Origin of the sequence: Nocardia sp. AB354 (genome assembly GCF_049538315.1) — a bacterium.
GTDB classification, from domain to species: Bacteria; Actinomycetota; Actinomycetes; order Mycobacteriales; family Mycobacteriaceae; genus Nocardia; species Nocardia nova.
This window is the reverse complement of record NZ_JBMVFU010000039.1, coordinates 1-21,518: the sequence shown is the minus strand read 5'-3', so window position 1 is coordinate 21,518 and position 21,518 is coordinate 1. Positions and strand designations below refer to the sequence as shown.

At 65.1% G+C, this 21,518-nt stretch carries 18 protein-coding genes; 9 read left to right on the top strand and 9 right to left on the bottom strand.

Annotated features, from left to right (window positions below):
• Window positions 1-105: 105 nt before the first annotated feature.
• Window positions 106-981, top strand: a complete 876-nt coding sequence (locus ACPCUW_RS33710; RefSeq protein WP_423429377.1) for a PaaX family transcriptional regulator C-terminal domain-containing protein — start codon at window positions 106-108, stop codon at window positions 979-981.
• Window positions 982-990: 9 nt separating this feature from the next.
• Here the strand turns inward: ACPCUW_RS33710 and ACPCUW_RS33705 are convergent, their stop codons facing one another.
• From ACPCUW_RS33705 to ACPCUW_RS33685, 5 genes are read right to left on the bottom strand one after another with little or no spacing between them, the layout of a single operon-like run.
• Window positions 991-1,533, bottom strand: a complete 543-nt coding sequence (locus ACPCUW_RS33705; RefSeq protein WP_423429375.1) for a hypothetical protein — start codon at window positions 1,531-1,533, stop codon at window positions 991-993.
• A complete protein-coding gene (locus tag ACPCUW_RS33700) occupies window positions 1,530-2,768 on the bottom strand; it encodes a dienelactone hydrolase family protein (protein WP_423429374.1) in 1,239 nt (412 codons plus the stop codon). The genes ACPCUW_RS33705 and ACPCUW_RS33700 overlap by 4 nt, the downstream gene beginning before the upstream one ends.
• A gap of 33 nt (window positions 2,769-2,801) precedes the next feature.
• Window positions 2,802-4,553, bottom strand: coding sequence for a flavin reductase (locus ACPCUW_RS33695; protein WP_423429372.1), 1,752 nt, complete (start codon window positions 4,551-4,553; stop codon window positions 2,802-2,804).
• 11 nt (window positions 4,554-4,564) lie between these two features.
• Window positions 4,565-5,794, bottom strand: a complete 1,230-nt coding sequence (locus ACPCUW_RS33690; RefSeq protein ID WP_423429370.1) for a styrene monooxygenase/indole monooxygenase family protein — start codon at window positions 5,792-5,794, stop codon at window positions 4,565-4,567.
• Window positions 5,795-5,821: 27 nt separating this feature from the next.
• Entirely contained in the window at window positions 5,822-6,637 is an 816-nt protein-coding gene (locus ACPCUW_RS33685; protein WP_423429368.1) for an SDR family oxidoreductase, read from the bottom strand.
• Between the two features lie 175 nt (window positions 6,638-6,812).
• Between ACPCUW_RS33685 and ACPCUW_RS33680 the strand changes: the two genes are divergently transcribed.
• Window positions 6,813-7,886, top strand: a complete 1,074-nt coding sequence (locus ACPCUW_RS33680; RefSeq protein ID WP_423429367.1) for an AraC family transcriptional regulator — start codon at window positions 6,813-6,815, stop codon at window positions 7,884-7,886.
• 120 nt (window positions 7,887-8,006) lie between these two features.
• Here the strand turns inward: ACPCUW_RS33680 and ACPCUW_RS33675 are convergent, their stop codons facing one another.
• From ACPCUW_RS33675 to ACPCUW_RS33660, 4 genes are read right to left on the bottom strand one after another with little or no spacing between them, the layout of a single operon-like run.
• On the bottom strand, window positions 8,007-10,388 hold the full coding sequence (locus ACPCUW_RS33675) for a bifunctional salicylyl-CoA 5-hydroxylase/oxidoreductase (RefSeq protein WP_423429366.1): 2,382 nt from the start codon (window positions 10,386-10,388) through the stop codon (window positions 8,007-8,009).
• Between the two features lie 7 nt (window positions 10,389-10,395).
• The gene (locus tag ACPCUW_RS33670; protein ID WP_423429364.1) at window positions 10,396-10,836 is read right to left on the bottom strand and encodes an acyl-CoA thioesterase; all 441 of its coding nucleotides are present in this window, start codon (window positions 10,834-10,836) and stop codon (window positions 10,396-10,398) included.
• Window positions 10,833-12,449, bottom strand: a complete 1,617-nt coding sequence (locus ACPCUW_RS33665; protein WP_423429362.1) for an AMP-binding protein — start codon at window positions 12,447-12,449, stop codon at window positions 10,833-10,835. Before ACPCUW_RS33665 ends, ACPCUW_RS33670 begins: the two co-directional genes overlap by 4 nt.
• Before the next feature lie 38 nt (window positions 12,450-12,487).
• Window positions 12,488-12,892: a RidA family protein gene (locus ACPCUW_RS33660; RefSeq protein WP_423429361.1), complete on the bottom strand. Its 405-nt coding sequence runs from the start codon at window positions 12,890-12,892 to the stop codon at window positions 12,488-12,490.
• A gap of 171 nt (window positions 12,893-13,063) precedes the next feature.
• On the opposite strand from ACPCUW_RS33660, the gene ACPCUW_RS33655 reads away from it, so the two are divergent.
• The 7 genes from ACPCUW_RS33655 to ACPCUW_RS33625 form a co-directional block, all read left to right on the top strand.
• The gene (locus ACPCUW_RS33655) at window positions 13,064-13,933 is read left to right on the top strand and encodes a fumarylacetoacetate hydrolase family protein (protein WP_423429359.1); all 870 of its coding nucleotides are present in this window, start codon (window positions 13,064-13,066) and stop codon (window positions 13,931-13,933) included.
• A complete protein-coding gene (locus ACPCUW_RS33650) occupies window positions 13,930-14,370 on the top strand; it encodes a cupin domain-containing protein (protein ID WP_423429357.1) in 441 nt (146 codons plus the stop codon). Before ACPCUW_RS33655 ends, ACPCUW_RS33650 begins: the two co-directional genes overlap by 4 nt.
• Window positions 14,371-14,554: 184 nt before the next feature.
• Window positions 14,555-16,156, top strand: a complete 1,602-nt coding sequence (locus tag ACPCUW_RS33645) for a phytoene desaturase family protein (protein ID WP_423429355.1) — start codon at window positions 14,555-14,557, stop codon at window positions 16,154-16,156.
• 102 nt (window positions 16,157-16,258) lie between these two features.
• Complete coding sequence (locus ACPCUW_RS33640) at window positions 16,259-17,020, top strand: cyclase family protein (RefSeq protein WP_423429354.1); 762 nt, start codon at window positions 16,259-16,261, stop codon at window positions 17,018-17,020.
• A 276-nt stretch (window positions 17,021-17,296) separates the two neighbouring features.
• Window positions 17,297-19,201 carry a thiamine pyrophosphate-dependent enzyme gene (locus ACPCUW_RS33635; protein ID WP_423429352.1) on the top strand — a complete coding sequence of 635 codons (1,905 nt, stop codon included), beginning with the start codon at window positions 17,297-17,299 and terminating at the stop codon, window positions 19,199-19,201.
• Entirely contained in the window at window positions 19,201-20,841 is a 1,641-nt protein-coding gene (locus ACPCUW_RS33630; RefSeq protein ID WP_423429415.1) for an indolepyruvate oxidoreductase subunit beta family protein, read from the top strand. Before ACPCUW_RS33635 ends, ACPCUW_RS33630 begins: the two co-directional genes overlap by 1 nt.
• Window positions 20,842-20,978: 137 nt before the next feature.
• Window positions 20,979-21,518 (top strand): biotin carboxylase N-terminal domain-containing protein (locus tag ACPCUW_RS33625; protein WP_423429350.1); only part of this gene is annotated, 540 nt, incomplete at its 3' end.

The following is a 21,518-nucleotide window of genomic DNA, read 5'->3' as shown; positions in this document are numbered from 1 at the left end:
CCATTCTTCACGATCGCAAAATAATGTCAATACAGAGAGGTTGGTCCGGCCTGCTGACGTACCGGACTCGATGGGGCACGCCGCTTTTCATCGAACGGCACGTATATGACATATTCTGCAATCATGACGGCGGAGCTGGAATCACCCCGCGGCTCGAGCGGCAGCCGGGATACTCGCCTTGCCCAATTGATCCTCACCATTTTCGGGCTCTGCGCCCGCGCCGAAGGCAACTGGCTGTCGGTCGCCTCGGTGGTCGCGCTGATGGCGGATCTCGGTGCCGATGGGCAGGCGGTGCGGTCCTCGATCTCCCGGTTGAAACGCCGCGGTGTGCTCAATAGCGAGCGTCATGCCGGGGTGGCTGGGTACTCGTTGTCGGGCCCGACGCTGGAGGTTCTGGCCGAAGGTGATGTTCGCATCTATCACCACACTCGAGCTACCGAGAATGACGGCTGGGTCGTCGTCGTATTCTCGGTCCCCGAATCCGAGCGCGACAAGCGTCATGCACTGCGCTCGATCCTGACCCGCCTGGGCTTCGGCACCGCCGCGCCGGGAGTCTGGATCGCGCCGGGGACCTTGGCGGAACACACACGCCGGACGCTGGACCGCCGCGGACTGTCCACGTACGTCGACATGTTCACCGGCGGTCATTTCGCGTTCGGGGATCTGCGCGCGAAGATCCGAAGCTGGTGGGATCTGGACGAACTCACCGCGCAATATGCGAATTTCCTGCAGACTTATCGCCCGATCCTGTATCGGGCGACAGCCGAGGAGATGACCGCGTCGGAAGGCTTCCAGACCTACGTACCGATGCTCACCGAGTGGCGGCGGCTGCCGTACCGGGACCCTGGGATCCCCTTGTCGCTGTTGCCGCCCGCGTGGAACGGAGAGACCGCCGGCGCACTGTTCGACGAATTGAACGGCCTGCTCAATCCGCTCGCTAACAAGCACGCGCTTGCCGTGATCCACGGCAGGCGCGTATAGCTCCGCAAACTATCCGGGAACGACCCATTGCTCCTTCCACGTCGGGGTCGGTTCGTATTCGACGAGCTCGAGCTGCATTTTCCAAGGGCGGCCCAAATACTGCACTCGAGTCCGCGGAGTTCCGTCGCCGGAGATCGTGATCGGTGCCTGCATGATCTCCCGCCCCAAGTCCCGCCTCGGCTCCGCGGCCGAACTGATGTTGACCTCAGATGCGAGGTGGTGGCCGCCGACATCGCTGTTGTGTGGCGGAACGCGTTGGGTGTCGGCGGGTTTGTCGTATTGGAACAGTTCGAACAGTCGTCCGCCCGGCATTTGCAGCATCACCAGCTTCAACACCGCGCCCGGCCCAGGCGTGTGTGCAGACTTCCAGTCGAAGCCGTCCTCGGTAGCGGGCTGTTCGGCTGCGTCGAACGGACCCAGCCTATACAGCTCGCGGGCCTGGAACCGCTCGGTGAAGAAGGCGACCCAGGCCTCGAGATCCGGGTCGGTGTTGCCGAAATGACCAAGCGCTGGACGCCAGCGGTCCGGTCGGGTTTCATCAGCCGTGCTCATTGGATCGGTTTTCCTTCGCTGGTGGCCCAGTTGGCCATCAACTCGTTCGACGGCTGAGTTTTGTCGAGCAGTTTCCTCGCTGTTTCGATACCCGCGACTGGTAGGCCGGCAGGGTCGAGCAACCCGATCTGCACGAGCACGCTGGCTTGGTCCCAGTAGATGTGCTCGTTGTAGAGCTTGTCACCACGGAATGTCACGATCGCGACCAGCGGCACTTCGACATAGCGGCCCGTCGGCGCGATTCCCGGTAGCATCCAGTCGATCTCGCGATCATGTGTGAAGCAGAACAGTTCCTCCTCGACGATGCGGTCGGCGCCGATCGTCCGGGAGATTGGAATGGACCTGGTGTCCGCGGGATTGCTGTGCACGAAGTGATGTGCGTAGAAGCGGGAAAGGTCTTGTTGACCTACCCCTCCGGTCATCGTGGGTATGTGGTTGACGTACGGTTCGTCGACCATCGTCGCCATCGTCGAGGGAACGTCACGTGCCTCGAATTCGTAGTAGATGTGACTGTCCCACAGCGCCGACAGGTCGTACCGCGGGCCGATCGTCTGCCGGATCACCTCCAGCGTGCGCGAATACGCCATACCGGCACTGAGGGGTTCGTAGGTGTCGCGACCGTGGGTCCCGAAGGCGTGATCGACCCCTGGGTACTCGTAGATTCGCACCTTGTCGTTGCCGGCGAACGCTGCGCGAATGGTTCGACGGGCGGGCGCCGGGCACCAGTGGTCCAGCTCGGCCAGGTGGAACACCATCGGAATCGACAGCTCGCCGGCCTGTTCCAGGTGCTCATGCACACCGACACCGTAATAGCTGACCGCACACTGGATGGGCAGACGCAGCGCGGCGAGGTAGGCGAGCAGCCCGCCGAGGCAGTATCCGGTCGCACCGACGCCCCCGGCGTGGTTGTCCAGCCCGCGCAGCCTCTCGACCGTGTCGCCGATGTCCTCGATAGCGGAATCGAGGTCGAGTTCATCGCGCAACTGCAGGCCGCGGGTGAATCCCGTTTCGTCGTAGCCGAGTTCGAGCCGGTGCTCGGAACGCCAGAACAGATCCGGAACCAGGACGACGTAACCTTCCTCGGCGTACCGCTCGGCCATATCCCGCATGTAGTCGTTGATCCCGAAGATCTCCTGCAACAGGACCAGACCGGGACCGGAACCGTGCTCGGGTTCGGCCAGGTACGCGGAAAACTTCTCGCCGGATTTCTTCTCTATGTCTATGTATCTACCCACGCTTCATTTCCTTCTGCGCATATCTCCGTTGTGTCACCGGCTACTGGGGCCGGCGAAGTCCGGATGTTCGGACGCGATGCGGTAACCGCCGGAATGGAATACCAGCGGAGCCCCCTCGGAGGTGTCGAAATGCTCGACCTCACCGATGAAGATGATGTGGTCACCGGCCTCCACCCGTTTCACAGTCCGGCATTGGAAGTACGCAATGCTGCGATCCAGCAACGGGACTCCGGCGATGCCGTCGTGGTAGGCCACGCCTGCGAATTTGTCGGCGGCGGGTGTCGCGAACTGGCGTGACAACTCGTGCTGATCGGAGGCCAGGACGTTCACCGCGAAATGACTGGCGGCCATGAGATCCGGCATACTCGGCGCCTTTTTCGCCGGGCACCAGGCCACCAGCGGCGGATCCAGCGACACGGAGGTGAACGAGTTTGCGGTGACGCCGACCTTTCGCCCATCGGGCGCGCGCGTCGTCACCACGGTGACGCCGGTGGCGTACTGGCCGAACGCATCGCGCAGGGCACGCGGATCGACCCCATGGTCGGTAGTCCGGACGGCGTCGAGCACGCGCTCGGCGTCCGTGGGGTCGAACCACCAGTCATGCGCGGTGCTGGGGTCGTCGAATGCGGTCCCGAACAGAGCCGCGACCGATGGTTCGTCCGCAGCCGCGCCCAGCAATTCGAGCACATGCTCTGGAAGCCCGTCCACAACACGATTGGTCCAGGCCACTGACCATCGGCCCCAGCTGCGCCAGTAGGTTTCGAAGGTAGCGCGCATCCACTCGGTGTCGAATGGTTCGGTGCCGCGCTGGAGAACGGCATCCAGGTAGATGCCTGCCGCGTGGACGGCGTTGTTCGCGCCCTGCGCGGTGATCGGATCGTTGAGCACCACCGCGTCCCCCAGCCCGAGGACCGGATGACCCGATTGAGTGAACGCTACCGGGCGACGGACGACGGGGGTGACACGCCCGCGTAGTACGCCGCCGTCATCGGTCAGCTCGATGTGGCGGGCGCGAGCCGCAACCTTCGGAAATACGTCATCGAGGATCTTCCGGCACCGCTGTAGGTGCTCCTGCGGTGAGTACACGTCGTCGAAGCAGTCCATGGGGCCTTCGGGGACGCCTTCGAAGACCAGAATCGAACATGGACCGGTCGTGGTGAGCGCGGGCAGAGTGATCACCTCACCCACTCCGGGTGCGATCGATATCGTCAGCTCGGCACCGGTGTCGTCCGGCTCCAGCCCGCGCACGTACGCGACGGCCAGCGCCCGCTTCGGCCGGTCGAACGGGGAGCGAACCCGGTCACGGACGAACATCCGCCCCAAGTCGCCGGTCCCGGTGGCGACGATCGTCAGATCCTGCTCTGCGGCGATGCCGTCCAGTCCTTCCGGTGTCACATCTTCCACGGCGAACGAACCGCCCTCGGCGACGAAGGCATCGATCAACGCGGCACAGCTCACCCGATAATCGACCGACTGCGCCGGATTCTCGAGCGCCGAAACCACCGTCCCTGTCCCCTCGACAGTCAACGCGAGCCGTGCGATGTCGGGTGCGTCGGCCGGCTCGAGGTCACTGATCCGTTCGAGGACGCGACGGGCCGATCCGAACAGGCATTGGCTCGACAACACCGCGCCGGCGCGGATTTCCGCGGCGGTGCGGTCGCTTATCAGCGTCACCGCACACCCCTGTCGCCTCAGGCCCAGGGCCAGTAACGCGCCGGCTTGTCCCGCGCCGACGATCGCGACCCGGCGCGGTTGCGGCCGTTGCCCGATCCCTCCTGTGCTCATCGTTCGCTCGCTCACGCGACCGGAGCAAGATTGTCGAGGTACAACCGCGCCGAGTCCGGGTCCATGAACCAGTGGAAGAAGTCACGAGGGTCGTCGAATCCGTTTGCGAAACGGCGAGCGATCCGCGCGCTTGCGCCGGCTGCGCCGAGCAGCTGCAGCACGTGTTCCGGTGGCGGCACGAGCAGCGCGTTGGTCCATGTCGCGACGTATTGGGCGTAGTCCCAATACCGTTCGAACGTGTCTTGCATGAACTGCTGGTCGAACGGCCGGTCGCCGTGTTCGAGAATGCTGGATAGATACGAGGCGGCGCATTTGCTGGCGTTGTTCGAGCCCTGGCCGGTGATGGGGTCGTTGAGCACCACCACGTCTGCCAGGCCCAAGACGGTCGCACCGGACGGGAGCACACCGATCGGCCGGCGGACCGTCGGGGGGAACCGGCCGGCCAGCACACCCAGATCGTCGGTGAGTTCGATGTCGCGGCAGCGCTGCGCTTCCCACGGCAGATAGGTGTCGACGATTCGCTTGGCGGTTTCGAGGTGCTGCTGCGGATCGGTGACGCCCGCGAAACAATCCATCGGACCGCCGGGCACCCCTTCCATAACCATGATCTCGCACGGGCCGGTGACGGTCAGCGCCGGGAAAGCGAAGTATTCACCGATTCCGGGAATCATGTTGAACGACACCGCCGAATACGGCTCGCGCGGGACCATCCCGGTCACGTAGGTCAGCGCGAGCGCGCGCTGGGGAGCGCTGAAGGTGGACCGGACCGCGTCGCGCTCGAACATCTTCGCGATGTCCCCCTTACCCGCCGCGATCAAGACCAGATCGGACGAGCGGGCGTACTGCTCCAGGTCTTCGATGGTGGCGTCGTGAATGTCGAGCCGGCCACCGCGCTCGGCGAATTCCGCCATCCATCGGGGCATCTTCACGCGCTGATCCACCGACTGCGCCGGTAGGTCCAGCCGCGAGGCCCAGGAGATCGCCTTGCCGCCCTCACCGTCGGGCACAGTGAAGCCGATGCCTTCGACATCGGGGCATTCGGCGGACCAGAAGTCCAGCCCGACCGCACGTTCACGGGCGAGGGCGCTGCCGAACATGCACTGACTCGACGTAACCCGGCCGCTGTAGATCTGCTCGGGTGTGCGATTGGAGACGATCCGGACGTCGTAGCCGGCATCCAGCAATCCGATGCCGAGCTGGAGTCCGGCCTGGCCGGCGCCCACGATGGTGATGCTGCGCATGGGAATTCCCTTCGAATTCGACGTGGTCTAGTGGGCTGCAGCGGCGTCTGCCGCGGCGAGCTGGGGTATCGCGGGTGTGGCCTGCTCCGGGCCGAGTGCGGAGTAGCCGCCGTCCACGGCCCAGTCGGCTCCGGTGACGAACGAGGCGGCATCGGAGGCGAGGAAGGCGATGACCCGGCCGACCTCGTTCGGCTCGCCGACACGGCCGAGCAGATGGAAGGGTGCGGCGACCGCGTCTGTGTGGCTGCGGTCGCCGCCGGAGAGCTGGTCCATGATCTTCGACCAGGTCCAGCCCGGGCTGACCGAGTTCACCCGAATGCCGTCCGGCGCGTAGTCCAGGGCCATATTGCGGGTGACCTGGGCAATGGCGGCTTTGCTGGCCGGGTACACCCAGCGTCCGGTCTGCGCCACCTTGGCGGAGATCGAGCTCAGATTGACGATCGAACCACCGGAGCGCGCCAGGTACGGGCGCGCAGTGGCGGCGAACACGACCGCGCTGACCAGATTGACATCCAGTGTGCGCAGCCAGGTCACCCGATCGGTGTGCGCACCCTCGTCGCCGTACGAGCAGGCCAGGTTCACCAGGACATCCAGCGAGCTGTAGCGCTCAACCGTAGCGTTGACGCAGCGCAGGATGGAATCGTCGTTGGTGATATCGGTGTGGACGAAGCTAACACCACCGTCGAAACCCGCCGCCAATTCGGCGCCACCAGCCTCGTCGATATCGGCGATCACGACACGGGCGCCGGCGGCAACGAGCTCACCGACGACACCGGCGCCGAAAAGGGTGGCGCCACCGGTAACGATCGCCGTTCTGCCGGCAAGCGAGGTGTTAACTGGCATCGGTGCCTCCGAACTACACTGAGTGATGTGACGCCAGTCACGGTAGGCAGCAGCTACGGTGTCAGCTATCCCGCAAGCGCGGGCGCTATCCGCGGTGTGCCGATGCGAAGATTTTTGACATGTCCGACGCGGCCATGGAACAAAGTGTTAACGCGAAATCGTGACGATAGTTAGGATGACGCTATCTGTCGTTAGCTCAACTCGGAGGCCAGGGTTGGAGAAGTCGAACCGACCGCTGGGTGGTCATCGCCTTGCTGAATCCGGCGATCCCGACGTTGTCCGCGCGACCGTCGGCACCGAGTTCTGCGACCACCGCCTGTCACCCTTGGACAGAGAGTTGCCGCTCAATGCGCATTTCCACGGACTCCGGTGGTCCGGGGCGGGCTTGTACTACCTCGAGTACGGCACCGACGTACGCATCGAGCCACGCGACCTCGAAGACTTCTATCTCGTGCAGGTTCCTCTAGAGGGGCACGCCAGGATCACGGTGGGAGCCAACACGTTCGACTCCACGCCCGATATCGCCTCGGTACTCGAGCCGGGCGGCCGAGTGTCGATGGCGTGGCAAGGCGCCAACCGTCAACTGCTGCTCCGGCTGGACCGGACAGCGGTACATGACGTCCTGCGCAAGAAACTCGGCCGTGAGCCAACTGCGCCGATTGTGTTCGAACCGCGCATGGACCTCTCGGCCCCGGCGAACCGCACCTGGCGGGGGCTGCTGTCATTGTTCGTCGACGCCATCGACATCGCTGTCGACCCGTCGTCCATCCCCGTCCGTGAGTTTCAAGGGTTGCTGATCAGTCAGCTCATCCTCGGCCAAGCGAACAACTACCGGGGCGAACTCGACCGAAGCCCGGAACCGGTTGTCACCCGGCCTATCGCGCGGGCAGCCGAACTTATCGAGGCACACGCCCACGAGCCGCTGACAGTCGACGATATCGCCGAGGCCGTCGGGATCGGCACCCGCACACTGCAAGAGGGATTTCGGCGACACTACGACACCACGCCGATGGCCTATTTGCGTGATGTACGCCTGCGGCGGGTACGAACCGATCTGCTCCAGGCCGACCCGACCGCCACCACCGTCACCGATGTCGCGATCCGGTGGGGATTCCTGCACGCGGGTCGATTCTCAGTGCTGTATCGCCGTGTGTTCGGCGAATCCCCGTCTCAGACCCTGCGATTGGCAAGCGACGAGTCGACCCGTAAACACTCAACCGGCGTGCAAGCACAGCACAGCTATCGCTGACCGTCGACCGCGACGAAGCTCGGGGGACAACTAGAAAGCGCTTAACACAAGGAAACCCGGTCACCCGAGGACTTCGTCTTCGGGTGACCGGGTGTGACGTGCCGGTACGCTGATAGCGCGTCAGCTGGCCTGCGCAGGTTGCCAGCGGTTTCGCAGCAGCGCCGGGCGATCCGCGTCACGAACCAACTGCAAGCGCGGCGGCGGACCATCCTTACGGCTCGTCGGCGGTTTCCGGTTGCCGGCCCGGAACTGTGCCGGCCATTCGGCACCCTCTCCCCGGTAGTCCTGCTCCACGGCCGCATGCAGCGTCCACTGCGGATCCCAGAGATGTGCGCGCCCGATCGCGACCATATCCGCACGGCCGGCCAGCAGAATCGAGTTCACATCGTCGTAGGATGAGATCGCTCCGACGGCCACGACCGCGACACCATGCTCGACGCCGACCTCGTGCCGAATCCGGTCGGCGAAAGGTGTCTGGTAGCTGCGTCCGTACGCCGGCTTCTCGTGCTTGACCACCTGGCCGGACGATACGTGCAGCACATCCACACCATGTTCGGCGAACGCCCGTGCGATCTCGACCGCATCGTCCAGCGTATTGCCGCCCTCGGCCCAATCGGTCGCCGAGATGCGGACCGACAGTGGGCGATCAACGGGCCACACCGCACGGACGGCATCGAACACCCGCAGCGGGAAGCGCAGCCGGTTTTCCAATGAACCACCGAACTCGTCAGTCCGGGTATTGGCCAGCGGAGACAGGAATGAAGACAACAGATAACCATGCGCACAGTGCAATTCGAGCAGATCGAATCCGGCCCGGTCCGCCCCACGCGCAGCCTCGACGAACTGGGCAGTGATGTCGTCCAGGTCGGTGGGGGTCAGCTCCCGCGGTGTCTGGCTTCCCTCGCCGTAGGGCACCGGCGAGGGGCCCACAGTCTGCCATCCACCGACCGGCAGCGGGTCGTCGATACCTTCCCACATCACCTTTGTCGAGCCCTTGCGGCCCGAGTGCCCCAGCTGAACCCCGATCTTCGACCGGGAGTTGGTGTGCACGAAGTCGACCACGCGAGCCCACGCCCGTTCCTGCTCCTCGGTGTACAGCCCGGCGCAACCGGGCGTGATCCGCCCTTCTGACGAGACGCACACCATCTCGGTCATCACCAGGCCCGCGCCGCCGAGCGCTTTACCACCCAGGTGGACCAGATGGAAATCGGTGGGCACTCCGTCGACCGCGGAGTACATGTCCATCGGCGACACCAGCACTCGGTTGGGCAGCTCGACACCTTTGAGGCGCAGCGGGTAGAACATAGGCGGCCGGGCGGATTCGGCCTCAGTGATCTGGTCCTGCACAGACAGATACCAGCCGTCGATGGTGTCGACGAAGCCGTCGTCGCGCAACCGCAGGTTGTCATAGGTGATCCGACGGCTGCGGGTCAGCAGGTTGAACGCGAACTGATCGGGATGCTGCCCGGCGTACTGGCCGATGGTTTCGAACCACTCCAGGCTGGCCTGCGCGGCACGCTGGATGGACTCGACGACAGGTTTCCGCTCGCTCTCATAGGCATCGAGTCCCGCTGCGATGGAATCGTTTTCGTGCAGGCACGCCGCGAGGGCGAGGGCATCCTCCATCGCGAGCTTGGTGCCCGAACCGATAGAGAAATGAGCGGTGTGCGCCGCATCGCCCATGAGGACTATATTGCGGTGCCGCCAGGTCCGGTTGCGGACGGTCCGGAAGTTGATCCACCGAGAGTTGTTGGCCTCCAGGCCGTGACCGCCCAGCTCGTCTCCGAAGATCTCCGCCAGCAACGCGATCGACTTCTCGTCGCTCTCCCCGGACGCGAAATCGCGGTCGGCGAATTCACTGAAACCCGCTTTGCGCCACACTGATTCGTGCATCTCGACGATGAACGTGCTCTGCGTCGCGCTGAACGGGTAGGCGTGCACCTGCATGATGCCGTATGGCGTGTGCTCGACGAAGAATTCGAATGCCTCGAAGACCCGGTCGGTGCCCAGCCACATGTACTTGTTGTGCCGCGTATCCAGGCTCGGTCCGAACACGTCGCTGAATCTCTCGCGAGTCGCGGAGTTGATGCCGTCGGCGGCCAGGACCAGATCGTGGGTGGCCGAAAGTTGCTCGACGTCCGGCGCCATCGTTCGGAAGTGAATGGTGACACCGAGCTCGACACACCGCTCCTGCAGAATGTGCAGCAACTCTTTGCGGCTCATCGCCGCGAAGCCCTGGCCGCCCGAGGTCCGGACTTCGCCACGGTAGTGAATGTCGATATCGCTCCAGCGCGCGAACTGCTCGCTCATCGTCCGATAGACCTGCTCATCGGCATGCTCGATGCCGCCGAGCGTCTCGTCGGAGAACACGACGCCGAAACCGAAGGTGTCGTCCGGGGCATTGCGCTCCCAGATCGTGATTTCGTGGGCGGGGTCCAGTTGTTTCATCAGCGCGGAGAAGTACAGGCCTGCGGGTCCTCCGCCGATAACAGCGATACGCATCTCTGCTTCACACCTCTCGGGTTGTCATGGAATTGGTCTCGGTGCCGCGCAATGCCGCGACGACATCTGCGGGCCATGGTTGAGCCCCCCCGGCATCCGGGGCGTGGACCGTAGTCAATGCGCCGCGCGCCGCGATGGCCCGCGCGCCTGCTGCGGTGGATGGCGAAGCCGGAATGCGGATGATGGTGAAGTCGTAGCGCAGGGAGGTCGTGCCGATGCGCTTGATTGACAACTCGATCGAAGCGGTGTCGCCGAACCACAGTCGGTCGATGTAGTCGACCTCGTATCGCACCCGCGGGATCCGGCCGAACAGCCAGCCCAGCCCGACGCTGTCCAGCAGCACCGCCTCGGCGGCCTCGACCCAGCGCACGACCGTGCTGTGGTGGTAGTGCCCCGACGCGTCGGTGTCCTGCCAATCGACCGGACGCTGGACAACGGTCTGGATCATCTGCTCGCCTCCCAGCGTTCGCGGATCCTGAATCGCTGCAGCTTCCCACTCGGGTTGCGCGGCAGGCTCTCGAGGAATTCGATACTGCGCGGATACTTGTACGGGGCGGCGGTCTGCTTGACGAAATCCTGTAGCTCACGCGCCTTCTCGGCACCGCCGCTCACCCCGTCGCGCAGCACGACTGCGGCGTGCACGATCATGCCGCGATCGTCGTCGGGGACACCGATCACCGCGCTCTCCACCACATCCGGATGCAGATCCAGCACCGTTTCGACCTCGGGGGCCCCGATGTTGTAGCCGGAGGACACAATCATGTCGTCGCTGCGCGCGTGATACCAGAAGTAGCCGTCGGCATCACGGGTGTAGGTGTCGCCGGTGATATTCCAGCCGTTGCGGACATAGGTCCGCTGGCGAGGATCGGCGAGGTAGCGACACCCGACCGGGCCCTTCACTGCGAGCAAACCCGGCGTGCCGTCGGGAACCGGATCACCGTTGTCGTCCTGGATTTCGGCGCGGAAGCCGGGAACCGCCCGGCCTGTCGCTCCAGGCCGGATGTCGTCGTCGGCCGCCGAGATGAAGATGTGCAGCAGTTCGGTCCCGCCGATCCCGTTGATGATCTCGAGACCCGTCCGTTCACGGAACTGCGTGAAGACCGCCTCCGGCAGGTGTTCGCCGGCAGATACGCAGCGCCGCAGCGATTTCAGGCGCCCGAGGTCCTCGCGCTTGAGCAGTGCCTTGTACGCGGTCGGAGCGGTGAAGAGCACTGTCGCCCCGAAGGTCTCGATGACCTCGACCAGGGTCGACGGATCGGGCCGTTCGAGCAGCACCACCGAGGCGCCCACGCGCAGCGGGAAAGCGACCAGCGCGCCGAGACCAAAGGTGAATGCCATCGGCGGTGTACCGATGAACACATCGTCCGCGGTCGGTGTCAGCACACCAGCGGAGAAAGTATCGGTGATGGCGAGCAGGTCGCGATGGAAATGCATCGTCGCCTTGGGTGCGCCGGTGGTGCCCGAGGTCGGCGCCAGCAGCACGACGTCATCCGCCGCGGTAGCGACGTCGTCGAACACGGTGGACTTCGTTTCGCTGCGAGCGGCCAGATCATCCGCGGCCTGTCCACCGAATGGAACGATCGTCAGATCGGGGGCAGACGCCAAAAGTTCGTCTACCAAGCGGCTGTCACACAGCGCCACCGCCGGGCTCGTCAACTCGATCAGTTTCGACAGCTCGGGCGCCCGCAACAACGGCATCGTCGTGACCACTACGCCGCCGGCCTTGACCACTCCGAACCAGCAGGCGACCAGCCACGGGGTGTTCGGGGCGCGCAACAACACCCGGTTCCCCGGCAGCAGCCCGAGGTCCGCTGTCAGAACGTGGGCGATCTGGTTTGCCCGATCGAGTAGATCGCCGTAGGTCCATACGGAATCGCCGGTCAGCAGGCAGGGCTTGACGCGCCCGTGGGTCGCTACTGCCGCGTCGAGCAGAGCGGTCGCACAGTTGAGGCGCTCGGGATAGGTCAACGCGGGCAGATCGAAAACGAGCTCGGGCCATTCGTCTCGCGGCGGGAGATTGTCCCGGCAGAAGGTGTCGATGTGCGCTGAGGGCGAAAACATCGTTTCTGGACCTTTCATGATGCAGGGAGCGAATCCCGTCAGACCGGCTCTACGTCCAGCGCAGCGACTCCCTGGATCTCGATCAGCGCTTCGGGCTGCCACAGCCGGGTGACACCGATACCGGCCATCGCCGGGTACTCGGTTCCGGCCAGTTCCCGCCAGATCCGCCCGATCTGTTTGCCGTGGGCCTGGTAGTCGGGAATGTCGAGCAGATAGACCGTGACGCTCAACAGGTTCTCCGGCCGTCCGCCGGCTGCCTTAAGCGCGGTCAGCAGGTTGGTGAACGCCTGCCGGAACTGCTCGACGATCCCGCCCTCGACGATCGTGCCCTCAGGCGTCAACGCTGTCTGTCCCGCGAGGTGAACGATGTCGCGGCAGCGCGAAGCGTGCGCGAACCCGGACGGCTTCACCAGTTCGGGCGGGTTGATGTGTTCGACAGACATGGACGTCTCCCTGTGTGGTGAGCCCCGCCGGAAGGCGAGTTCGGCAACTTGTGGCGCACCCGACGATATGCTGTTATCGTTACGGTCGTCAAGAGCGCTACATACGATTCCTATTCGACAAGCTCTCCGCCGCCGCCAACAACAACCCGGCCGATCCTTGGAGTTTTCCCAATGCGTGCGCGAACAGTTTTTTCCGATGCCGGCAGCCGCGCCGAAGTCCTCCTCGACGGGCTGTGGTGCGCGACCAGCGCGCCCGACGTCGGCGCCCTGGTCGCCACTGCTGACTGGCGCACCGCGCCGCAACTTGCCGCGCGGCAGCCGGATCTGCGGGGAGACCCCGCTCCGCTGGTCACGGCGCCCAGCAAGATCATCTGCTGCGGCCATAACTATCGCGCCCACATTGCCGAGATGGGCCGGCCGGAACCCGAATTCCCCACTCTCTTCGCTAAGTTCGCCGACACTCTCACCGCCTGGGACACGGACATCGCCTTACCGGGCCCGGCGGAAGGGGTCGGCCTGGACTGGGAGGCGGAGCTGGCCATCGTGGTCGGTGCCACGCTCCGGCACGCCGATGCCGCCGCCGCCCGCGCCGGTATCGCCGGATACACAGTCGCCAACGACTTCTCGGCCCGCGCCTGGCAGCGCCGCACGGCGCAATGGCTGCAGGGTAAGGCCTTCGACGCAACCACCCCGCTGGGCCCGGACCTAGTCACCCCGGACGAGGCAGATCCGCGCGACGGACTGCGCATCGTCTGCCGGATCAACGGGGTCACCGAGCAAACCGGCTCGACCGACGATCTCGTCTTCGACGCGGTGACCCTGCTTTGCTACATCTCCGAATTCACCACGCTGCGACCGGGGGATGTCGTCCTGACCGGAACGCCCGGCGGTGTCGGTGTGGCGGCGGACCCGCCGCGGTTCCTGCGTGCCGGCGACGTCGTGGAGACCGAGATCGAAGGAATCGGCCTGCTACGCAATCTGATCACTGCCTGCCGACCACAAGTGTGCCCGCCTGACGGGACGGAAAGGAAATCGCGATGACCAACGAGATCACCGGGGAAAAAGTTGCCCCGTTCGTCACACGCGCCGGCCAGCTGTACACCGACACCGCCCAGTCCGGCGACTGCAAGCGCGCATCAGGCGTCAGCCCGCAGCACACACCGGCCACCAAAATCTGGTACGGCCGCGTGTACAACGCACCCGGGTACCGGTCTCTTCCGCATCACCACGGCGAGGCCGAGACCGGCGGATACATCCTCAAGGGCGTCGGGCGAATCTATTTCGGCGAGAACTACCAGGAATACGTCGACATGAATGAAGGCGACTTCGTATTCGTCCCGCCGTTCATGCCGCACGTAGAGGTCAACATGAGCACCACCGAGGAATTGGTGTGGCTCACCGCCCGCACGCCCGACAACATCGTGGTCAACCTGCCCGACGTGGACGACTCGATCCTCGTGGGCTACCGCCGCGCCTGAGATACGCCGTGCCGCCGGAGTTCGGTCCTCGAGCGGAAGCCGAACTCCGGCAACGTTTTCTCCATCGCCGCGCTTTCCGCATAGACGCCGCGTACGACGGATAGCCACTGCTTCGCGACATCTTTATTTTCCACGGTATGACCGACATCACATCAGGCTGCCGCACGCCAGGAGGTTCTCCGGCATGACTGCCGACACAGACGCGATCGTCGTTGGATCGGGAATCAACGGCCTGGTCGCGACCGCCGAACTGGCCCGAGCCGGATGGTCCGTGCTGCTGCTCGAGCGCAACGCCGACATGGGGGGCTTCATCGCCAGCGAAGAGCGCACCCTTCCCGGCTATCTGCACGACACCTACGCCTCGTGGCATCCACTATTCGTGACAGGTGCTGCCTACGCGAGCCTGGGCGAGCTCCTGCATCAGCACGGACTCCAGTACCGCAACACCGACACCTGGGTGATCGCCAGCGTCGCCGACGACGGCCGCACCACCCTTGCCCACCGCGACCCCCAGGTCACCACCGGCGAATTCGCCGATCCGGGGGACGCGAGCACCTACCTGCAGATGTTGGACAAGCTCGGCGAGAGCATGGGCCCGATCGGCGGGCTGATGGGTAGCGAACTGCGTTCACGCGCAATACTGCGCCCGCTCGCCGGGCTCGCCCGGAAGGCCGGTCGCCACGGTAGCGAATACTGGATGCGGACAATGCTGACCAGCGGTCGTAGCTATGCCAGAAGCACATTCCAGGGCTCCGAGGTCGACCACCTCTACGCGCCATGGCTACTGCACGCGGGACTGTCTCCTGATCACGCCTCGGGCGGATTCATGATCCCGCTGCTCGCCGCTACGGTCCACGGGGCCGGGCTTCCCGTCGTCGCCGGCGGCGCGGGGCAATTCGTCACCGCGTTCCGCTCGCTCCTGGAGTCGCTGCATGTCACCGTGCGGACCGACACCCACGTCGAGCGAATTCTCGTCGAGAACGGACGGGCAGTCGGTGTCGTCGCCGCCGGGCAGACTTTCCGGGCCCGCCGCGCAGTTCTCGCCTCGGTGACACCGACCACGTTGTACGGCGAGCTGCTCCCGCGCGCCGCAGTACCGCCCGCCATCCACACCGAAGCCGGGCGATTCCGGTACGGCCGCGCGGAAATGCAGATCCATGTCGCGTTGTCCGCGCCGCTCGAGTGGAACGATTCGAGGCTCGCCGAAATCCCGCTCATCCACGTGTCCAATGGTGCCGACAGCACCGGAATCGCCTGCGCCGAAGCCGAAGCCGGACTGCTTCCCTGTCGTCCCACCATTGTCGTGGGCCAGCAGTACGTGCTGGACCCAAGCCGAGTACCCCGAGACGGCGCCGCTCTCTGGCTGCAATTGCAGGAGGTGCCCTTCGCTCCCCGCGGTGACGCGGCCGGTGAACTGGACACCAGTGCCGGATGGACGCCCGCACTGGCGAAGGGCTACGCAGACCGCGTGCTGCGCCGGATCGCGGCTCACGCACCGGATCTGTTCGCGAAGGTTCTGGCCGTGGATGTCATCACCCCGCCCGACCTTTCGGCATACAACGTCAACGCAGTCGCCGGCGACCCATACGGCGGCTCCGGCGAGATGGACCAAAGCTACCTATGGCGGCCGCTGCCGTCCGCAGGCCGCCACGCGACGCCGGTTCACCATCTGTGGCACATCGGCGCCTCCACCCACCCCGGCCCAGGACTCGGTGGTGGTTCCGGGCATCTCGTCGCGAGCACACTCACCCGCCGCAGCCCAGGTTTGCGCCGGCGCAAACAATGACCAACCCGTAGCGCAACCCGGACAACCGGCGCGTCGCACGGATAGCGCCCAGATGTGCCGTGGAACACACTCGACAACACCCAGTCACCGCAGGAGTTCCAAATGCCCCTACTCACCACACTCATCGATGCGACCCGTTCAGGGGCGGTCGAGATCGTCGACCTGACCACGCCGCTGCAGGAGTCCACCCCCATCTTGCAGCTGCCGCCGCCGTTCGCGAACACAATTCCGTTCCGGCTGGAGGAAATCAGCAACTACGACGACCGAGGACCGGCATGGTATTGGAACAACATCCACACCGGTGAGCACACCGGCACCCACCTCGACGCCCCGGTGCACTGGGTGAGCGGGAAGGACTGCCACGACGTCTCGCAGGCGCCCCTGCACACCCTGGTCGCTCCCGCCGCGGTCATCGACCTGACCGCCGAAGTTGCCCAAGATCCCGATTTCCTGCTCGAGGTCGACCACGTGCTCGCGTGGGAGAAAGAACACGGCCCGCTCCCCAGCGGCGGCTGGCTGCTCTATCGAACCGGCTGGGAGGCGCGCGGCAACGACGCCGCAGCGTTCGCCAACGACGGCCACACTCCCGGCGTCTCAGTCGACTGTGCCAAGTGGCTGGCAGTGGAATCGCCGCTGGTCGGATTCGGCGTGGAAACAGTCGGCACCGACGCGGGCGCAGCCGCCGGATTCGAGATGCCCTTCCCCTGCCACAACACACTGCTGGGTGCCAACAAATGGGGACTGACCAGCCTGCGCAATCTCGGGCAGCTGCCCGAGACCGGGGCCGTGATCGTCGTATCGCCGCTGCCGATCATCGGCGGATCCGGCAGCCCGGCCCGAGTGCTCGCGCTGGTCGAACGCTGAACGTACGGAGGACAATCGATGGCTGAACGGTCATTCGCGAACGAGGTCGGCAAGCTACGCCAGGGGGCCGGCACTACCCTGCACGTCGAGGGCATCCTCGCGGTCACCAAGGCACTGCTGCAGTCCGGCGTCGCCTACGTTGGCGGCTATCAGGGTGCGCCGATCTCGCATCTGATGGACGTCCTGAGCGACGCCAAGGAGGTCCTGGACGAACTCGGTGTCTACTTCGAGAACTCGGCCTCGGAAGCCACCGCGGCCGCCATGCTCTCTGCATCGGTGCACTATCCGCTGCGCGGCGCCGTTACCTGGAAGTCGACGGTCGGAACCAACGTTGCCGCAGACGCCCTTGCCAATCTGGCCAGCGGCGGCGTCACCGGAGGCGCCCTGGTCATCCTCGGTGAGGACTATGGCGAGGGCTCGAGCATCATGCAGGAGCGCTCGCATGCCTTCGCGATGAAATCGCAGATGTGGCTGTTGGATCCGCGACCGAACATCACCGCCATCGTCAACGCTGTCCAATCCGGCTTCGAGCTGTCCGAGGCCAGCAACACCCCGGTGTTCCTGTTGCTGCGGTTGCGGTCGTGTCACCTGCATGGCGCGTTCGAGGCCAAGGACAACCAGCGCCCGCAGATGACGGTCACCGAGGCGACCCAGCAGCCGAAGCGGGATCTGAGCCGAATCGTGTTGCCGCCGGCCAGCTTCCAGCACGAGAAGGAGAAGGTCGAGAATCGGTGGCCTGCCGCGGTGCAGTACATCCGCGAGCATGGACTCAACGAGGTGTTCGCCAACGATCGCGCCGACATCGGCATCATCGCGCAGGGAGGGCTGTACAACACCCTGAACCGCTCGATGGAGATGCTGGGCTGCTCGGACGCGTTCGGCGACACCAAGATACCGCTGTATGTGATGAACGTGGCGTATCCGGTCATCGACTCCGAAGTCATCGACTTCTGCGCGAACAAGCGGGCGGTGTTGTTACTCGAAGAAGGCCAGCCGGATTTCGTGGAGCAGAACATCAACACGATCCTCCGCCGCGCCGCCGTGCCGACCACCCTGCACGGCAAGGACATGTTCACCATGGCAGGCGAGTACACCTCGCTGGTGGTCACGCGTGGTCTGCAGACGTTTCTGAGCCAGTACCTGCCCGAAGTGATCACCGGCGCGCCTGCGTTACTGCGCCCGGCGGACGACCCGGCCAGCCCCTTCGCTCTTCGGGTCGATCCGCAGCTCGTGCAGCCACGCCCGCCGGGTCTGTGTACCGGCTGCCCCGAACGGCCCATCTTCTCCGGGCTCAAACTCGCCGAACGCGAAACCGGACAGCATCACATCAGCGCCGACATAGGCTGCCATCTGTTCTCCATCAATGCGCCGTTCAACCTCGGTGCGACCACGATGGGCTACGGCCTCGGCTCCGCGGCGGCGTCGGCGTTGAATTCCAAGGATTCCGACCGCCGCACCATCGCGGTGATGGGAGACGGCGGATTCTGGCACAACGGGCTCTCGAGCGGCGTCGGCAACGCCGTGTTCAACAAAAACGACCAACTTCTGGTCGTAGTCGACAACGACTATGCCGCCGCGACCGGTGGCCAGGACGTGCTCTCCTCGCACGCCGATCTGCCTGCCCGCTCCACGCAACACCCGATCGAACGCGCGGTACGCGGCATAGGCGTCGAGTGGGCCAAGACGATCGACAACACCTACGACGTCACCCATGTTCGCGACACCTTCGTCGAGGCGCTCACCACCGAAGCACAAGGCCCGAAAGTCCTTGTCATGCAGAGCGAATGCCAGCTCAACCGGCAGCGGCGGGTGAAAGCTCAACGAGGGCAGGCGTTGAAGAATGGCGATCGAGTTGTTCGCGAGCGCTTCGGAGTCGATCCGGAGACGTGCACCGGCGATCACGCCTGCATACGGATTTCCGGCTGCCCGTCGTTGACCATCACCGATAATCCGGACCCGATGCGCACTGATCCCATCGCGACCGTGCTGGACAGCTGTGTCGGATGCGGCGTCTGCGGGGCAAACGCCCATGCTGCCGTGTTGTGCCCGTCGTTCTACCGCACCGACGTGGTGTACAACCCGACTCGTCGAGATCGCGTGCTCGCACGGCTGCGCACATGGTGGATAGGGCTTCTCTCGAGGGGAATCGAACGTCGCATCGCAGGTTTGGAGGTCGCGTGATGTCGAGCTGGAACGACGGGAACCGCCCGATCACACTGGCCATCCTGGCGATGGGCGGCGAAGGCGGCGGTGTTCTCGCGGACTGGACCGTCGCCGTAGCCGAGACGGCCGGCTGGTACGCCCAAACCACCTCGGTACCGGGCGTCGCGCAGCGGACCGGGGCCACGGTGTACTACGTCGAACTGTTTCCCCCCGCAAAGCATCCGGCCGCCGACAGCGGTACCGTCGTCGGCCGCAGCGAGCCCGTCCTCAGCGTCTTTCCCACCCCCGGGGAAGTTGATGTGGTCATCGCTTCCGAGCTGATGGAGGCGGCTCGCGCCGTCCAGCGTGGCTTCAGCACACCCGATCGGACCACCCTCATCACATCGACGCACCGGGTGTATGCGATCGACGAACGGATGGCACTGGGCGACGGGCGCGTTGACAGCGCCGCCCTGCTCGATACCGCACGACGGGGTTCGAAACGATTGATATCCGCTGACTTCATGACGATGGCTGAAGACGCACGAAGCGTGATCAGCGCGTCGCTGTTCGGCGCGCTGGCCGGCTGCGGTGTGCTCCCGTTCGATCACGAACAGTTCGAGCAGCCGATCCGCGACTTCGGCAAGGGCGTGGAGCAATCGCTGCGGGCGTTCGACGGCGGCTTCACTGCGGCGACCGAGCCGGACGCTACCGATGCTCCGCGCAAGCCGAGTCCGGTGGAACTCACCCTCATTCCCAAGCCCCTGTCTGCCGAGGAGAAGAAGGAGCGGGAGGAAAAGCGCCGCAACGACATTGCCGCGAGTGATCCGGGTGCACTCGTCGGCCCGAAGCTGCGGCGGCTTGCCTCGCAAGTTGAAAGTCTCCCCGCCGCGGCACGATCGATGATTCTGCACGGCCTGGTGCGCACGGCGGTGTACCAGAACCTCTCCTACACCCAGCTGTACCTGAACCGCGTGCGCGAATTCGCCGCGCTGGACCCGGACAGCGATGGCGCGGCCCGGCTCACCCTCGAGGCGGCACGCCATCTGTCGCTGTGGATGTGCTACCAGGACACCATTCAGGTTGCGCTGCAGAAGGTCCGCAAACACCGGATGTCCCGCATCCGAACCGAGGCACGGGCCGAGGACAACCAGCTCATTCAGGTTCGTGAGTATCTGCACCCGCAGGTCGACGAGATCACCGACACCATGCCGGCATGGCTCGGCGCCCTGCTGCGGCGCTCCAAGACCTTCGAGCGAATCGTGCACTCCGCGACCAGCCGGGGCATGACGATCAACACCAGCTCGATGGGCGGATACACCGCGTTGTCGATCACCGCACGACTGCGGCCCATCCGGCCACGATCGCTGCGATTCGTCAGAGAACAAGCCGCCATTGACGAGTGGATGAGGATCGCACTTTCGGCTGCGGCCAGCGACGCGGAGCTTGCCCGCGAAATCGTCGAATGCCAACGAGTCCTCAAGGGCTACGGCGCCACATACGAGCACGGCAACGACAGCTTTGCCAAGCTCCTGCGGGCGGCCCAGGAGATCACCGGCATGCCCGACGCCGCGGCCCGGCTGGCCAGACTGCGCACCGCAGCGCTCGCCGACGAGGACGGCACGGCTCTCGACACCGCACTGGGCCGGGCGGTGGGCGCCCGCGCGACCGCTGTATAGACCGGCACACCGGCCGAGACCGCCGTCCACTACGGCGGGTGTGCCCTGGGTTGGTTGCTCAGCACGTCCAACGTGCTGAGCAACCAACCTTTCCATCTCCCGGACGGCGCCTCCAACGACGAGAAATAACGGAATTCATGTTCTCCAAAGTGCTGGTCGCCAATCGCGGGGAAATCGCCATCCGGGCGTTCCGCGCCGCCTACGAGCTCGGTGTGGAAACCGTTGCAGTATTCCCGAATGAGGATCGCAATTCGGTGCATCGCCTCAAGGCCGACGAGTCGTACCAGATCGGTGTCCCCGGGCATCCGGTGCGCGCCTACCTCTCGATTCCCGAGATCATCAGCGCCGCCAAGTCCGCCGGCGCCGATGCGGTCTATCCCGGCTACGGCTTCCTGTCGGAGAATCCGGACCTCGCCGCGGCCTGTGCGGCCGAGGGGATCACGTTCATCGGCCCCTCGGCCGAGGTGCTCGAACTGACCGGTAACAAGGCGCGGGCCATCGCGGCGGCGAAGGCGGCCGGGCTTCCGGTGCTGAACTCCAGCGCGCCCTCGGCCGATGTCGAGGAGCTGCTGCGGGCATCGGAGGAGATGGACTTCCCGGTGTTCGTGAAGGCGGTCGCCGGCGGTGGCGGTCGCGGTATGCGCCGGGTGGCGGATCGGGTGCAGTTGCGCGAGGCG

Excerpts from the sequence above, each read along its gene's own strand:
- ACPCUW_RS33710 (WP_423429377.1), top strand. The coding sequence starts at position 106 with ATGACATATTCTGCAATCATGACGGCGGAGCTGGAATCACCCCGCGGC.
- ACPCUW_RS33705 (WP_423429375.1), bottom strand. The coding sequence starts at position 1,533 with ATGAGCACGGCTGATGAAACCCGACCGGACCGCTGGCGTCCAGCGCTT.
- ACPCUW_RS33695 (WP_423429372.1), bottom strand. The coding sequence starts at position 4,553 with ATGAGCACAGGAGGGATCGGGCAACGGCCGCAACCGCGCCGGGTCGCG.
- ACPCUW_RS33690 (WP_423429370.1), bottom strand. The coding sequence starts at position 5,794 with ATGCGCAGCATCACCATCGTGGGCGCCGGCCAGGCCGGACTCCAGCTC.
- ACPCUW_RS33685 (WP_423429368.1), bottom strand. The coding sequence starts at position 6,637 with ATGCCAGTTAACACCTCGCTTGCCGGCAGAACGGCGATCGTTACCGGT.
- ACPCUW_RS33680 (WP_423429367.1), top strand. The coding sequence starts at position 6,813 with ATGACGCTATCTGTCGTTAGCTCAACTCGGAGGCCAGGGTTGGAGAAG.
- ACPCUW_RS33675 (WP_423429366.1), bottom strand. The coding sequence starts at position 10,388 with ATGCGTATCGCTGTTATCGGCGGAGGACCCGCAGGCCTGTACTTCTCC.
- ACPCUW_RS33670 (WP_423429364.1), bottom strand. The coding sequence starts at position 10,836 with ATGATCCAGACCGTTGTCCAGCGTCCGGTCGATTGGCAGGACACCGAC.
- ACPCUW_RS33665 (WP_423429362.1), bottom strand. The coding sequence starts at position 12,449 with ATGTTTTCGCCCTCAGCGCACATCGACACCTTCTGCCGGGACAATCTC.
- ACPCUW_RS33660 (WP_423429361.1), bottom strand. The coding sequence starts at position 12,892 with ATGTCTGTCGAACACATCAACCCGCCCGAACTGGTGAAGCCGTCCGGG.
- ACPCUW_RS33655 (WP_423429359.1), top strand. The coding sequence starts at position 13,064 with ATGCGTGCGCGAACAGTTTTTTCCGATGCCGGCAGCCGCGCCGAAGTC.
- ACPCUW_RS33650 (WP_423429357.1), top strand. The coding sequence starts at position 13,930 with ATGACCAACGAGATCACCGGGGAAAAAGTTGCCCCGTTCGTCACACGC.
- ACPCUW_RS33645 (WP_423429355.1), top strand. The coding sequence starts at position 14,555 with ATGACTGCCGACACAGACGCGATCGTCGTTGGATCGGGAATCAACGGC.
- ACPCUW_RS33640 (WP_423429354.1), top strand. The coding sequence starts at position 16,259 with ATGCCCCTACTCACCACACTCATCGATGCGACCCGTTCAGGGGCGGTC.
- ACPCUW_RS33630 (WP_423429415.1), top strand. The coding sequence starts at position 19,201 with ATGTCGAGCTGGAACGACGGGAACCGCCCGATCACACTGGCCATCCTG.